At 71.5% G+C, this 14,344-nt stretch carries 11 protein-coding genes and 1 pseudogene; 8 read left to right on the top strand and 4 right to left on the bottom strand.

Going from position 1 to position 14,344, the window contains the following annotated elements; all coding sequences use genetic code 11:
* Positions 1–45: 45 nt before the first annotated feature.
* Both ACIBLC_RS02965 and fdhD read left to right on the top strand, forming a co-directional pair.
* Positions 46–840 (top strand): annotated as a pseudogene (locus tag ACIBLC_RS02965) (molybdopterin dinucleotide binding domain-containing protein); the annotation flags it as partial.
* A gap of 97 nt (positions 841–937) precedes the next feature.
* Entirely contained in the window at positions 938–1,786 is an 849-nt protein-coding gene (fdhD, locus tag ACIBLC_RS02960) for a formate dehydrogenase accessory sulfurtransferase FdhD (protein WP_399208841.1), read from the top strand.
* Between the two features lie 141 nt (positions 1,787–1,927).
* Here the strand turns inward: fdhD and ACIBLC_RS02955 are convergent, their stop codons facing one another.
* Both ACIBLC_RS02955 and ACIBLC_RS02950 read right to left on the bottom strand, forming a co-directional pair.
* The gene (locus tag ACIBLC_RS02955) at positions 1,928–2,470 is read right to left on the bottom strand and encodes an isochorismatase family protein (protein ID WP_399208840.1); all 543 of its coding nucleotides are present in this window, start codon (positions 2,468–2,470) and stop codon (positions 1,928–1,930) included.
* 19 nt (positions 2,471–2,489) lie between these two features.
* On the bottom strand, positions 2,490–2,924 hold the full coding sequence (locus ACIBLC_RS02950) for a MarR family winged helix-turn-helix transcriptional regulator (RefSeq protein WP_399208839.1): 435 nt from the start codon (positions 2,922–2,924) through the stop codon (positions 2,490–2,492).
* A 187-nt stretch (positions 2,925–3,111) separates the two neighbouring features.
* On the opposite strand from ACIBLC_RS02950, the gene ACIBLC_RS02945 reads away from it, so the two are divergent.
* Positions 3,112–4,992: an exo-alpha-sialidase gene (locus tag ACIBLC_RS02945; protein WP_399208838.1), complete on the top strand. Its 1,881-nt coding sequence runs from the start codon at positions 3,112–3,114 to the stop codon at positions 4,990–4,992.
* 10 nt (positions 4,993–5,002) lie between these two features.
* A complete protein-coding gene (locus ACIBLC_RS02940) occupies positions 5,003–6,238 on the top strand; it encodes a DUF4185 domain-containing protein (protein WP_399208837.1) in 1,236 nt (411 codons plus the stop codon).
* On the opposite strand, the gene ACIBLC_RS02935 is transcribed toward ACIBLC_RS02940, so the two are convergent.
* Complete coding sequence (locus ACIBLC_RS02935; protein ID WP_399208836.1) at positions 6,174–7,211, bottom strand: bile acid:sodium symporter family protein; 1,038 nt, start codon at positions 7,209–7,211, stop codon at positions 6,174–6,176. The two genes, ACIBLC_RS02940 and ACIBLC_RS02935, sit on opposite strands and share 65 nt — an antisense overlap.
* Before the next feature lie 148 nt (positions 7,212–7,359).
* On the opposite strand from ACIBLC_RS02935, the gene ACIBLC_RS02930 reads away from it, so the two are divergent.
* Complete coding sequence (locus ACIBLC_RS02930; RefSeq protein WP_399208834.1) at positions 7,360–8,259, top strand: LysR substrate-binding domain-containing protein; 900 nt, start codon at positions 7,360–7,362, stop codon at positions 8,257–8,259.
* On the opposite strand, the gene ACIBLC_RS02925 is transcribed toward ACIBLC_RS02930, so the two are convergent.
* Positions 8,234–9,214 (bottom strand): Lrp/AsnC family transcriptional regulator, encoded by a 981-nt coding sequence (locus ACIBLC_RS02925; RefSeq protein WP_399208833.1) that lies wholly within the window; start codon positions 9,212–9,214, stop codon positions 8,234–8,236. The genes ACIBLC_RS02930 and ACIBLC_RS02925 overlap by 26 nt on opposite strands.
* A gap of 113 nt (positions 9,215–9,327) precedes the next feature.
* Here ACIBLC_RS02925 and ACIBLC_RS02920 point away from each other — a divergent pair, with 113 nt between their 5' ends.
* The 3 genes from ACIBLC_RS02920 to ACIBLC_RS02910 all read left to right on the top strand — a co-directional run bounded on the left by ACIBLC_RS02920 (position 9,328) and on the right by ACIBLC_RS02910 (position 14,340).
* Entirely contained in the window at positions 9,328–10,815 is a 1,488-nt protein-coding gene (locus ACIBLC_RS02920) for an MFS transporter (RefSeq protein WP_399208832.1), read from the top strand.
* A gap of 308 nt (positions 10,816–11,123) precedes the next feature.
* Positions 11,124–12,950: an AMP-dependent synthetase/ligase gene (locus ACIBLC_RS02915; RefSeq protein ID WP_399208830.1), complete on the top strand. Its 1,827-nt coding sequence runs from the start codon at positions 11,124–11,126 to the stop codon at positions 12,948–12,950.
* Positions 12,951–13,083: 133 nt separating this feature from the next.
* Entirely contained in the window at positions 13,084–14,340 is a 1,257-nt protein-coding gene (locus ACIBLC_RS02910) for an ABC transporter substrate-binding protein (protein ID WP_399208829.1), read from the top strand.
* Positions 14,341–14,344: the final 4 nt, after the last annotated feature.

Below are 14,344 nucleotides of genomic sequence, written 5' to 3'. Positions count from 1 at the left end.
CCCGAACCGCAGGTGCACGCGGGGCTCGCGGACCCGCCGTTCCCGGACGTCGGCAACGACATCGCGCTGACCCACGCGGTCGGCCGGGAGATCATCCACGCGGGGCTCGCCGACCATGCCTTCATCGCGCGGGCGACGAACGGCTTCGAGGAGTACAGACGGCTGGTCGAGCCGTGGACACCGTCGCTGGCCGCGAAGGTGACGGGCGTACCGGTCTCCGCCGTACGGGAGTTGGCGCGGGTGTACGCCCGGCCGGACCGGAGGCCCGCCGTCGTCGAGCACCGCGACGGCGATGGGACCGAGCACGTGCGCGCGCTGGCCAACCTGTCGCTGCTGACCGGGCGCGCGGGCGGCGGGGGCGGGCGCCGGACGGCCTTCCACCTGGTGCGGCACGACCCGCCCGTCGCCCTGACCGACGAGCGCTACCCCGTCCGGCTCACCACGGGGCGCCGTCTCACCGCTGTGCGCGGCGGCGCCGTGCCGTCGCCGCTCCGCCGGAGCGGGTGCGTGGAGCTGTGCCCGGAGGACGCGGAGCGCTACGGCGTGGTCGTGGGCGAGGAGGTCAGGGTCTCCTCACGGCAGGGCTCGCTGGTGACGGCGGTGTGGGTCGACACCGAGCTGCGGCCCGGGCTGGCGTTCAGGGCGGCCACGCACGTTCCCGACGAGGTGGACACCGGTCTGCTGACGATCGGGGCGAACTGTCCGATCGCCGGTACGGCGGAGTTCACGGCGTCGGCGATCCGGATCGAGCGGCTGCCCGCCGGGACCCGGCGGCCGGCGGACGAGGGGGTGGAGTGGGCCGCCGACCGATCCCGCACGTGCAGGACAATGGACGGGTGAGGGCCGCCTCGCCGGACGACGGTCCGGCGGGCCGTCGCGACCTCCACGGCAAGGGCCGCTTCGGCCACCAGCACGCACAGAACCGGGGCTGATCAGCATGGGACGAGTCACGGAACGACGCAAGGTGCTCCGTATCCGGGACGGGGCTGCCTCCACCCGTCCGGACACGCTCGTCGCCGAGGAACCCCTGGAGATCCGCCTCAACGGCAAAGCCCTCGCCATCACGATGCGCACCCCGGGCGACGACTTCGCGCTGGCGGCGGGCTTCCTGGTCAGCGAGGGGGTGCTGGGCAGGGCGGACGAGTTGCGGAACATCGTGTACTGCGCGGGCGCCACAGTGGACGGCTCCAACACGTACAACATCGTCGACGTGCGGACGGCCCCGGGCCTGGTGATGCCCGACATCACGCTCGAACGCAACGTGTACACGACGTCCTCCTGCGGTCTGTGCGGCAAGGCGAGCCTGGACGCGGTCCGCACCACGGCCCGCTGGACGATCAACGACACTCCCCCGGTGCGGCTGGAGCCCGAGTTGCTGGCCCGCCTCCCCGACCGGCTGCGGGCGGCGCAGCAGGTCTTCGACCGGACCGGGGGTCTGCACGCGGCGGCGCTCTTCACCGAGGAGGGCGAGCTCGTCGACGTACGGGAGGACGTGGGCCGGCACAACGCGGTCGACAAGCTGGTCGGCCGCGCCCTCCAGAACGGCACGCTGCCGCTGTCCCGGACGGTTCTGCTGGTCTCGGGACGGGCCTCCTTCGAGCTGGCGCAGAAGGCGGTGATGGCGGGCATTCCGGTGCTCGCGGCCGTCTCGGCCCCGTCGTCCCTCGCGGTCGACCTGGCCGCGGAGACGGGCCTGACGCTGGTCGGGTTCCTGCGCGGCGCCTCCATGAACGTGTACGCGGGCGAGCACCGGATCGCCCTGCGGGCCGCAGCCTCCCAGGGCTGACCGGTTCCCCCGCGTCACGGCGGCGGGGCCTCGAACGGCGGGGAGCGCCCCCTGCGCCGGAGAGGCCCCGCCTCAGCCCCGGCGTCACCGCGCGGCCCCGGAGTTGCCTCGCAGTCCCGGCTTCACCCCGCGACCCCACTGTCACCCCGCGGTGAAGCGCACCTCTGACGAACTCACGACCGTGCCGAGGCGCGGGAAGTTGAGGCCGACGGCCGCCGCGTGCTCGGGGGCTGTCAGGGCGGCCATGGCGTCCTCGACGAAGACGAGTTCGTAGCCGAGGTCACCCGCGGCGCGGGCGGTGGACTCGACGCCCAGATTGGTGGCGACGCCCCCGAACACCAGGGTGGTGACGGCGCGTTCGCGCAGCCGCTCGTCGAGTCCGGTGCCCTGGAAGGCGCCGATCGTCCGCTTCACGATCTCGACGTCACCCTCAGTCGCGAGCCCGGCGACGAGTTCACTACCGGGAGGCTGCCGGGGAATCCCGGGCCGCTCCACCCGGACGAGCACGACGAGCGCCCCCGCCTTGCGGAAGCCGGCCGCCAACTCCTCGGCCACGGCGAGGACTTCGGTTCCCTTGCGGGGTTCGAGGGGCAGCCCGACGATGCGGTCCATCAGGTCGACGAGCACCAGGGCGGTGCGTGCGGGGTCGAGAGCGAGCCGGGGTTCGACTTCGGGTGCGGTCATGACGGAACGTTAGCCCGGCTCAGCCGTCCGTACCGGAAATCCGGATCAACAAACCCATGAACTGCTCCCGCTCGGCCGCCGAGAACGACGCGAGGAGTTCGTCGTTCGCGGCCCGCACCGCCTGCTCGCAGCGCTTCAGGAGGCGGCGCCCCTCCTCGGTGATCGACACCGCGTTCTTGCGGCGGTCCCCGGGGTCCGGCTCCCGGACGGCCAGGCCGGCGGACTGAAGGTCGTTGAGGACACCGACCAGGTCCTTGGGGTCGAGCCGGATACCGCGCCCGAGCTCCGCCTGGGCGACGGGCCCGAGCTCACAGATCGCGGAGAGCGCCACGTGGTGCCAGATCTTCATGCCCTCGGCGGCCAGGGCCTCGGCGACGAGCGCGCGGCCGTGGGCGGCCGCCCGGCTGAGCAACCAGCTCGGGAGGACACGAATGGCGGACAAGGGCGCAGACACACAAGCATCCTATCCAATAATCATTGGACATCCCAACGGTTCTTCGCATATCGTTGGGACTCCCAACGAGTCATCGCCTCAGGAGGACGCTGCGTGACCGCACCACGGAGCAACCCCGGCGAAGCGATACCCCGGCCCTGATACCTCGTCATCAGATGTCCAGACGTACGAAGGGCAGGGCCGCACCATGCCGTCGAGTCTCCGTGCTCGTCTCAGATTGACCCTCACCGTCGCGCTCACCACCGCCTCGCTGCTCGCGCTGCCCGCTCCGGCCGGAGCCGAACCGGTGGCGGCGGCCGGTGAGTTCGAGCAGCAGGTGCTCTTCAAGGCCTCGCAGGATCCCGGCTACGCCTGCTTCCGCATCCCGGCCGTCGTCCGGACGGCCAAGGGCACTCTGCTGGCGTTCGCCGAGGGCCGGGTCCTCAACTGCGGGGACGCGGCCGACATCGACATCGTGGTCAAGCGGTCCACCGACGACGGGCGCACCTGGAGCGCCCTCCAGGTCGTCAACGACGGCGACGGCGACACCCACGGCAACCCGGCGCCCGTCGTGGACCGCGAGACCGGCCGCGTCCTCCTGGCCGAGACGTACAACACGGGCCGTGCCGACAGTGCGAACTGCGCGGTCCCCTGCGACCGCACCCCGCACATGCAGCACAGCGACGACGACGGCCTCACCTGGTCACAACCGCGCGACCTGAGCGACGAGCTCCTCCCCGCCAAGTGGAACTCCTGGTATGCCACAGGTCCCGTGCACGGCCTCCAGCTCACCGCGGGCGCGCACGCGGGCCGGCTGGTCTTCGGTGTCAACACCGAGACCTGGGAGGGGAACCGGCCCACCGCCAACCACGCCGCGCTGATCACCAGCGACGACGGCGGCGACCACTGGCAGATCGGCGCGACGGACTCGTGGCCCATCTCGGACGACGGGACCTTCCGCCAGAAGCCGTCCGAGATCGCGCTCACGGAACGCGCGGACGGCTCGGTCCTGGTCAGCGGGCGCGAGCAGGACGGCACCGACCTCGGCCACCGCACCCAGGCCGTCAGCTCCGACGGCGGCGACAGCTTCACCGCGCCCTTCGAGGAGATCCCGGACTTCTACGCGCCCCAGGTCCAGGGCTCCCTGCTGCGCCTCGGCGACCGGCTGCTGCTCGCCTGCCCGGGTGACCCGGACCGCCGCAGGACCATGATGATCCGCTCCTCGTACGACGACGGGGCCACCTGGGAGAGCGTGGACCGCGGCACGGTCGTCACCAAGGACTGGGCCGGCTACTCGGACCTGGTGGAGATCGGTTCCGGCACGGCGGGCCTGCTGTACGAGGGCGGCGCGGTCGACGCGCGCGACGAGATCCGCTTCGCCCGGTTCACCGAGGACTGGCTGACGCCCAGCCGCGGCCCGGACCCGACGACGATCGACTTCGCGCCGGGCGCCGAGCCGGCCACGGCCCTGGGCGGCCCCGAGGAGACGCCGGGCGTCCTGGGCGACGCGCTCCGGTTCGACGGCGCCGACGACGCCGTACGACTGCCCTACCGGAAACAACTCCCGCTCGGCTCCAAGGCCTTCACGGCCTCCCTGTGGTTCCGCTACTCGGCCACCACCGGTGAACAGCCGCTGCTGTGGATGGGCGGCTCCGGCAACTCGCAGCCGCAGGTGTGGCTGCGGGGCGAGCCCGCCAACAACCGGATCACCGGGCTGATCACCACCAGGGACGGCGCGGCGGCCCCCACCACCACGTCCGTGCGCACCACGGGCGCGTACAACGACGGGAAGTGGCACCATCTGGCGCTGCGCCGCGGCAACGGGCGGCTCACGCTGTTCATCGACGGTACGGCGACCAGCTCGCCCGACCTGCCCGGCTCGGTCAGCCGGAACTCGCCCTTCGGCGTGCATGTCGGCCAACGGATGGACGGCCGGGCGCACTTCACCGGCTCGATCGACGAAGTACGGCTCGACGCGCGGGCGTTGAGCGACGACGAGGTGAGGTCACTGCGCATGTACGGCGTTCTCCCTGTGACGCGGGACACCGTGCTGTGGCTGCCCATGGACCACACGCGGAGCGCCCGCTAACGTCCCGTGCGTGCCAGACGACGCAGGAGCACGACGGCGGAACGGGATCGGGCTCGGCATCCTGCTGGCCCTGGTCTGCGCGGCCGCGCTGCTCATCGCCCTCCCGGACGACGACCGGGAGGGCGGCGGCACGTGCACGGCCCGTACGTTCACGTCCTGGGCCGCCGAGAAGCCGCTCACGGACGAGTTCGCGCGGTACGGGGACGACGCCTCCCGCAATGACGACTGGACCGGCGGGGACGGCACACACTCGGTGCGGCTGCCGGACGGGCGGCTGCTGTGGCTGTTCTCCGACACCTATCTCGGCCAGGTGTACGCACCGCCGAACCCGGTGGGCGAGTCCTACGCCTGGCGTGACGTCTCGACTCCGCTGGTGCGCAACTCGGCCGTGGTGATGTCGGAGTCCGGACGCCTGGAGAGCACGCTCGCCGCCCCCGTCTTCCCCGACCCGGCGCCGCAGCAGTGGCGCTGGCCGGTCGCGGCCCGCGTCGAGCCGCGCTCCCCCGGCTCCTCCGAGCAGGTCGTACGCGTCCTGCTGTGGACCCGCACGGCGGGCCAGGCCCCGTGGATCTACGGGGTGCCCACCGCCACCGAGGTCGCCACGCTCTCCCTCCCGGACCTGCGGGTCGAGGGCATCACGACGATCCTGGACCAGCGTTCCGTCGAGGACCCCGCCCGGCGCGTGCTGTTCGGCACCACGGCGGTCGACGAGGGCGACTGGACGTACGTCTTCGGCGGCGACGACGCGCAGGCCACCTCCCAACCCGCCTCGAAGGCGTACGTGGCGCGGGTGCCGCGCGGCGGACTCGCGGACCCGGGGGCCTGGGAGTACTGGGACGGCGAGCGCTGGACGGTGCGGGCGGCTCCCCGGCCGGTCCTCGGGGACGGGCAGCTGACGGGGGTGGGCAGCGCGTTCAGCGTGGTGCGCGACGACGGGACGTACGTGCTGTTCACGATGGCGACGGGTGCCGCGGGCCTGACGACGGTCACGTCCTACTGGGCGTGTTCGCCGACGGGCCCGTGGCACGGGCCCACCCGGAGCTTCAGTCCGGAACTCCCCCAGGGCGAGGTGGCGGCGTACAACCCGCAGGTGCACGCGGAACTGAGTGACGATGACCGGGTCGTGCTGAGCTACGACGTCAACTGGCTGGACGCGACGGGCACTTCCGCGCAGGCGAACCTCAGCCGGAACGTGTCGCTGTACCGGCCACGATTCGTGACTCTGCGGCTGGGATCCGCTCGCTGACCACCTCGGGATCACGGGAACGCCGCTTGGCGATCACCGCGCAGACCATCAACTGCATCTGGTGGAAGAGCATCAGCGGCAGCACGGCGAGCGAGGCGTGCGCGCCGAACAGCACGCTGGCCATGGGGAGTCCGGAGGCGAGGGACTTCTTCGAACCGGCGAACTGGATGGTGATCCGGTCCTCCCTGTTGAAACCCAGCGCCCTCGCGCCGTACCAGGTGAGCGCGAGCATCACGGCCAGCAGCACGGCCTCGACGACCAGCAGCCCGGCGAGGCGGACGGCGCTGACCTGGTGCCAGATGCCCTGCACCATGCCCTCGCTGAACGCCGTGTAGACGACGAGGAGGATCGAGCCGCGGTCGACGTACCCGAGGACCTTCTTGTGCCGCGCGATGAAGGTGCCGACCCAGCGCCGCAGCACCTGTCCGGCGACGAAGGGCACGAGCAGCTGGAACACGATCTCGATGAGCGAGTCGGCCGAGAAACCGCCGCCGCTGCCGCCGAGCAGTGAGGCCGCGAGCAGCGGGGTGACCACGATGCCGGCCAGCGAGGAGAAGGATCCGGCGCAGATCGCCGCGGGCACGTTGCCGCGTGCCATCGAGGTGAACGCGATCGACGACTGGATCGTCGACGGGACGAGCGTGAGGAACAGCAGGCCCTGGTACAGCGGATCGGTCAGGAACACCGGTACCAGGCCGCGCGCGGCGAGGCCGAACAGCGGGAACGCCACGAAGGTGCAGACAAGGACCGTGATGTGCAGCCGCCAGTGGCGCAGCCCCTCCATCGCCTCACGGGTGGAGAGCCGCGCCCCGTAGAGGAAGAACAGGAAGGCGATGGCGGCGGTCGACGCACCCGAGGCGACCTCGGCGCCCGTACCCCGCGCCGGGAGGAGGGCGGCCAGGCCCACTGTCCCGAGCAACAGCAGGATGTACGGGTCGACGGGCATCCAACTCGGCCACTTCAGGCGTGTCACGGTTCTCCACTGCTTCGTTCTGTGCGCGGTTCAGTACGTCGTCGTCTGAGGTCGGCTCGTGCCCTCTCCATCGTCCTCCTCCGCGGCGCAATCGGGAATCCTTCATACTGCTCTGACTGTCATCACGTTTCGCGATAAGCTCCGGACCATGTACGACCCGTCCCAACTGCGTACCTTTCTCGCGGTCGCGCAAACTCTGAGCTTCACCCGGGCCGCCCAGCGCCTGGGGGTGCGGCAGTCCACGGTCAGCCAGCACGTACGCCGCCTGGAGGACGCCGCCGGACGGCAGTTGTTCACGCGCGACACGCACTCCGTGGAGCTCACGGAGGACGGCGAGGCGATGCTCGGCTTCGCGCGCCGGCTGATGGACGTGCAGGAGCAGGCGACGGCGTTCTTCACCGGGACCCGGCTGCGCGGCCGGCTGCGCTTCGGGGCGTCCGAGGACTTCGTCCTCACCCGGCTGACGGAGATCCTGGAGGGCTTCCGGTACGACCATCCCGAGGTGGACCTGGAGCTGACCGTCGAACTGTCCGGCACACTCCACGAACACCTCGCGGCCGGAAAGCTGGATCTGGTGCTGGCGAAGCGGCGTCCCGAGGATCCGCGCGGCGAACTCGTCCGGCACGACCGCCTGGTGTGGATCGGCGCGGAACGCCTCCGCCTCGACCCCGACCGCCCGGTCCCGCTGATCGTCTACCCGCCGCCGGGCATCACCCGTGCGCTCGCCCTGGAGGCCCTGGAGCGCCAGGGCCGGTCATGGCGCATCGCGTGCACGAGCGGCAGCCTCAACGGCCTCGTCGCGGCGGCCCGTGCGGGTCTCGGCGTCATGGCCCACTCACGGGGCCTGATCCCGCCCGGCCTGGTCCGGGTCCCGGGGCGGGCGGGGCTTCCGGAGCTGGGCGAGGTCGACTTCGTCCTGGTGCACGGGCGGCGGCGGACGTCGGCGCAGGGTGCGGCGGACGCGCTGGCGGCGGCGATCCTCGGGGGCGGGGACCGGCTGCGCCGACCGGAGGGCCGCGGGGTCAGCGCGCGAACCCCGCGTAGGTGAGCTGTTTGACGCGACGGAGGAAGGGCGTTGTCTCGACGTGCCTGACTCCTTCCAGACTCCCGAGCCTGCCGCTGAGGTAGGCGTAGAGATCGGCCGTGTCGCGCACGACGGCGGTCACGACGATGTTCGAGGAGCCCGCCGTCGCCGAGGCGAAGGCGACCTCGGCGTGGGTGGCCAGGGCCTGGCCGACGGTGTGCAGGGCGTCGGGGGCCGTGGTGATCCACAGGAGGGCGGCGAGGGGGTAGCCGAGGATCTCGGAGTGGTACTCCACGTCGATGTAGACCGCACCGGAGGCGAGCAGCCCGGCCAGGCGGCGTTTGACGGCGGACTCGGAGTGCCCTGTGGCCCTCTGGAGTTCGGGGTAGGTGGCCCGCCCGTCGCGTTCGAGGGCGGCGATCAGCGGCTCGTCCTCGGGGGCGATCCGGACGGGCCCGGAGGTGGCCGGCGGCGAGGGCCGCAGCGCCGCGGTCTGCTCCTCGGTCAGCACCTCGAACTTGGCGATCCAGCCCGCCGGTCCGCCGTAGAAGCGGTGCAGCAGCTGGTGGGCGCGGATCTCCATGATGCTCGGGGTGCGCGGCAGCTTGCCGAGCAGCAGTTCGTCATGGTCGCCGGGGTGGCGCGGGCGGGTGATGCACACCACCTCGGTGCCTCCCGAAGCGAGCCCGATCCAGGCGGTGTCGGGACGCTTGGCGAGCGCGTCCGCGATGGTCCCGGCATTGTCGGGGGCGCAGCGCAGCCGCAGGATCCACTGGTCCTGGCCCAGCCGTTCCGCGTCGCGGACGGCGACGACGCGGAGACCGCCCTCGGCGCACAGCCTGCGGTAGCGCCGCGCGATGGTCTGGTCGGAGACACCGAGCAACGCCGCGATCCGGCTGAAGGAAGCACGGCCGTCCACCTCGAGGGCGGACACCAGCCGCAGGTCCAGCTGGTCGAAGGTGTCGGATTCCATGTCCATCGACTCTGCTCCCGTCGGATTTCGACGCTCGGGCGTCCACGGCCACCGCGATCGTCCGGCGCGGCCTCATCGTACGGAGGCATAGGCATCCGGAACACAGGGGAGTCGAGGACATGGGTAAATGGGGGCCGCTCACAGCGGTGTGCCTGGGGACGTTCATGCTGCTGCTGGACGTGACGATCGCGATCGTGGCGCTGCCGGACATGGCGCGGGCGCTGCACGCGTCACTGAGCGAGCTTCAGTGGGTGATCGACGGCTACGCGCTCGCGCTCGGCGCGCTGCTGCTGGCACTCGGCGCGGCGGCCGACGTCCTGGGCCGGCGCCGGGTGCATGTGGCGGGTGTGGTGCTGTTCGCGGTGGCGTCGCTGCTGTGCGGGCTGGCGTCGGAGCCGGGGACGCTGGTGGCCGCGCGGGTCGTGCAGGGGGTGGGTGCGGCGGCGATGCTCGCGACGACCCTGCCGCTGCTCGGCTCGGTCTATCAGGGGCGGGACCGGTCGGCGGCGCTCGGCGTGTGGGGCGCGGTGAGCGGCGGCGCGGCGGCGGTGGGGCCGGTGCTCGGCGGGGTGCTGACCGAGGGGCCCGGCTGGCGGTGGATCTTCTTCGTGAACCTGCCGGTGAGCGTGGCGTCGGTGTGGCTCACCCTGCGGGCGGTGCCGGAGTCGCGCGGCCGGCGCGGGGTGGGGATCGACTGGGCGGGCACGGTGGCGTTCGCCTGCTTCGCGGGGGCGATCACGTACGGGGTGGTGCGGGCGGGGGCCGACGGCTGGACGTCCGCGGTCCCGGCGGGGTCGTTCGTCCTGGCGGGGCTCGCGCTGGTCGCCTTCGTGCTCGTGGAGCGGCGGGTGGCCCATCCGCTGCTCGATCTCTCGCTGCTGCGCGAGCCCGCGTTCGTGGGGGTGATGGTGGGGGCGCTCGCCTTCAACGGGGTCGCGTTCGGCGTGCTGCCGTACACCTCGATCTGGATGCAGACGGTGCTGGGCATGAGCCCGGTGCGCGGCGGGCTCACGCTGCTGCCGTTGACGGGGGCGTCGGTGGTGGTCGCGCTCCTCGCCGGGAAGCTGCTGCACGGGGCTCCGGCGCGGCTGACCATAGGCGGCGGACTGCTGCTGATCGGCTCGGGCACCCTTTGCCAGGCCGTCCTCGACTCGGGCACCGGCTGGACGGTACTGGTGCCGGGATTCGTCCTGGTGGGGATCGGCACCGGACTCGTCAGCCCCGCGATCGCGGGTGCGGCCCTCGCCGCGGTACCACCCGGGCGGGCGGGTATGGCGGGCGGCGCGGTCAACACGGCCCGCCAGCTGGGGTACGCGCTCGGGGTCGCCGTGTTCGGCACCGTGCTGACCTCCCGCATGCGGGACACGCTGTCGCTCGACGAGGCGCACACACTGGCGGGCGGCGGCGCCGGGGCGCTGCGGGGCGAGTTGTCGGAGCGGACCCTGCGGACCGCGTTCACGGCCGGGCTCGACGCGGCCTCGGTGGCGGCGGGGGTCACCGGAGTGACCGCCGCCGTACTGGTTCTGGTGCTCGTACGGACGCCGCGCACCGTGGTGGGCAGGGCGGGGGCGCCGGTGGAGCAGTCGGCGGGAGCGCCCCGCGTATGACGGTGGCGGGGCCTCCGGGATGACGGTGATGGAGTCTCCCCGGTGACAGTCGGTGACCCTCTCGGTGCGGAAGGGGATCCTCCGCATCCGGCATCCGACGCGGGATGGGTCGTACAGATTCGGTGGAGATTACGGGACCGAAACCTACGGAACCGTAGGAGAATCTGTCCGGCCCTTCCCCATGTGCGGGCATTTTCGCGACTGACCAGTAGCGATGCCCCGGCCATCGGCGCTTCGGCCCCCCTCCCGCCCCGCCTCACCTTGGGGTAGCTTTCACGGCGCTGTGCGGAGCGCCACTAGGAGCGGGATTGCGCGAGTTCACCAACCCTCCGTTGGCGTCGGCGCCGCCGGTGGGCGGCCTGGCCGACGTCGTGTTCGACCATGCCCAGGAGGATCCGCTGCACATCGCCCTCGGCCGCAAGGACGACCAGGGGCACTGGCGTGACGTGACCGCCGCCGAGTTCCGCGACGAGGTGCTCGCGCTGGCCAAGGGGCTGCTCGCCCAGGGGATCCGGTTCGGGGACCGGGTCGCGATCATGTGCCGTACGCGCTACGAGTGGACGCTCTTCGACTACGCGCTGTGGACGATCGGCGCCCAGGTCGTCCCCGTCTACTCGACGTCCTCCGCCGAGCAGGTCTTCTGGATGCTGCACGACGCGCAGGTGTCGGCCGTCATGGTGGAGCACGAGGACCACGCGATGACGATCGCCACGGTCGTCGACCGGCTGCCGCAACTGCACAAGCTGTGGCAGCTCGACGAGGGCGCGGTGCACGAGCTGTACGAGGCCGGCGCGCACCTCGACGACGAGGTGGTGCACCGGCACCGGCGCGCGGTCACGCCCGAGTCGGTCGCGACGATCATCTACACCTCCGGCACCACCGGGCGCCCCAAGGGCTGTGTCATCTCCCACGCCAACTTCATGTTCGAGGCGGACACCGTCATCGAGCGCTGGGAGCCGGTCTTCCACTCCAAGCGGGGCGACGAGGCGGCCACGCTGCTGTTCCTGCCGCTCGCGCATGTCTTCGGACGCATGGTGCAGGTCGCCGCGATCCGCGGGCGGGTCAAGTTCGGGCACCAGCCGCAGCTGAACGCGGCGGCCCTGCTGCCGGACCTGGCCGCGTTCCGGCCGACGTTCTTCCTCGCGGTCCCGTACATCTTCGAGAAGGTCTTCAACGCCGCCCGCCGCAAGGCCGAGAAGGAGGGCAGATCGGGCCCCTTCGAGAAGGCCGTCGAGGTCGCCGTCCGGTACGCGGAGGCGATCGAGGAGAAGGCCTGGGACATCGGCCCCGGCCCCTCGGCGAGTCTGCGCGTACAGCACCAGGTCTTCGACAAGCTCGTCTACTCCAAGGTGCGGGCCGCGATGGGCGGCCGGGTCAAGCACGCGATGTCCGGCGGTTCGGCTATGGACCGGCGGCTCGGGCTGTTCTTCGCGGGCGCGGGCGTCTTCATCTACGAGGGGTACGGGCTCACCGAGTCCACGGCGGCGGCGACCGCCAACCCGCCCGAGCGCACCCGGTTCGGCACCGTGGGGCAGGCCATCCCCGGCACCACCGTGCACATCGCGGACGACGGCGAGATCTGGCTGCGCGGCGCCAACCTCTTCCAGGGCTACCTGAACGACCCCAAGGCAACCGACGCCACCCTGCACGAGGGCTGGCTCGCCACCGGCGACCTGGGCTCGCTCGACGAGGACGGCTACCTCACCATCACCGGGCGCAAGAAGGAGATCCTGGTGACCTCCGGCGGCAAGAGCGTCTCGCCCGGAGTACTGGAGGAGCGCGTACGCGACCATCCGCTGGTCGCCCAGTGCATCGTGGTCGGCAACGACCGCCCCTACATCGCCGCGCTCGTCACCCTCGACTCCGAGGCGGTCGAGCACTGGCTCCAGATGCGCGCCAAGCCGCGGCTGCCCCCGGCCGACCTGGTGCGCGACCCCGACCTGGAGACCGAGGTGCGGCGCGCGGTGGTGGCCGCGAACACACTGGTATCGCAGGCCGAGTCGATCCGGACGTTCCGGATACTGGCCAACCAGTTCACCGAGGAGCACGGCCTGCTGACGCCTTCGCTGAAGCTGAAGCGAAAGGCCATCGAGAACGCGTACTCCTCGGAGGTCGAGGCACTGTACCGGGCCTGAGCCCGGTGGGACGGCGCCCCGAGCCCTGCCCTCCGGCTGACCTGACGGTCCGTCACTTGTCGCTGCGTCAGATATTGACGGTCCGTCAGATCCCACGCACACTTCGGTCACTCGCTACGGAGGGGGACCGACCGTGTCGCGACCGATCCGCACCATCGCCGCCACCGCCGCCGCACTGCTGCTGACCGTCACCGCCTGCAACTCGGCTTCCAGCGGCGGGAGTTCGGACAATGCGGGCAGCTCCGTGCGCGGGGTGACCGACGACTCGATCAAGGTCGGCGGAATCGTCTCGATGACGACCGCCACGGGCTACTCGAAGAAGGACACCGACCTCGGCGCGAAGGCCCGCTTCGACCGGGCGAACGCGGAAGGCGGGGTCAACGGCCGGACGGTCGACTACCTGGGCGCCGAAGACGACGGGCAGGACCCGGCCAGGAACCTGGCCGCCGCCCGCAAACTCGTGCAGCAGGACAAGGTGTTCGCGATCGCGCCGATGAGTTCGACGACCTTCTCCGGCGCCGACTTCCTGCAACAGCAGAAGGTCCCCACCTTCGGCTGGGGCACGCTGCCGTCCTTCTGCGGGCCCGCCTACATCTACGGCTTCGGCGGCTGCATGGTGCCGATGCCCGGCGGCACCATCTCGCAGACCTGGCCCGAGGGCCTCAAACAGGTGACGGGCGGCTCGGCCGGAAAGTCCGTGGCGATCCTGGCCAACGACAGCGACGCCGGCACCTTCGCCATCCGCACGTACAGGCAGAGCTTCGCCTCGGCGGGCTACCAGGTGACCTTCGCGAAGTCGTCCGTGCCCGCGGGCGCCGTGCCGAGCGACTGGTCGGCCTACACGAAGGAGATCCTGCGCAGCGACGGCGGCAAGGCGCCGGACGCGGTCGTCTCCGTGATGCAGACCCCGTACAACATCGGCCTGTTCACCGCGCTCAAGCGCGCCGGATACGAGGGCCTGCTCACCGACCCCACCGACTACGACCCCTCGCTGCTCGCCAACAGCGCGACGCGGAAGGCGCTCGACGGGGTGCACATCCTGCTGTCGTTCCAGCCGTTCGAGCAGGACAGTGCCGCGATGGCACGGTTCAAGGAGGACATCAGGAAGGCGGCGGGCAAGGAGGTCCCCCTGAACATGCACATGATGACGGGGTACATGTCCGCCGATCTCTTCCTCGCCATCGCCCACAAGGCGGGCAAGGACCTGACGGTGGCGTCCTTCCAGAAGGCCGGGCAGAGCTTCTCCGACACGGACACGATGGTCGGCGACCGCAGCGAACCCCGGGGACAGCGGGAGTCGTTCGGCTGCGGAGCCCTCGTGCAGCTCAAGGACGGCGCGTACGCCGTGTCGGCGCCGTTCAGGTGCTACTCGCCCATTCCCTTCAAGTAGCCGG

Source organism: Streptomyces sp. NPDC050535 (genome assembly GCF_044457665.1).
Taxonomy (GTDB): Bacteria; Actinomycetota; Actinomycetes; order Streptomycetales; family Streptomycetaceae; genus Streptomyces.
Note: the sequence above shows the minus strand (reverse complement) of the source record. Positions and strands in the feature narration are given on the sequence as shown.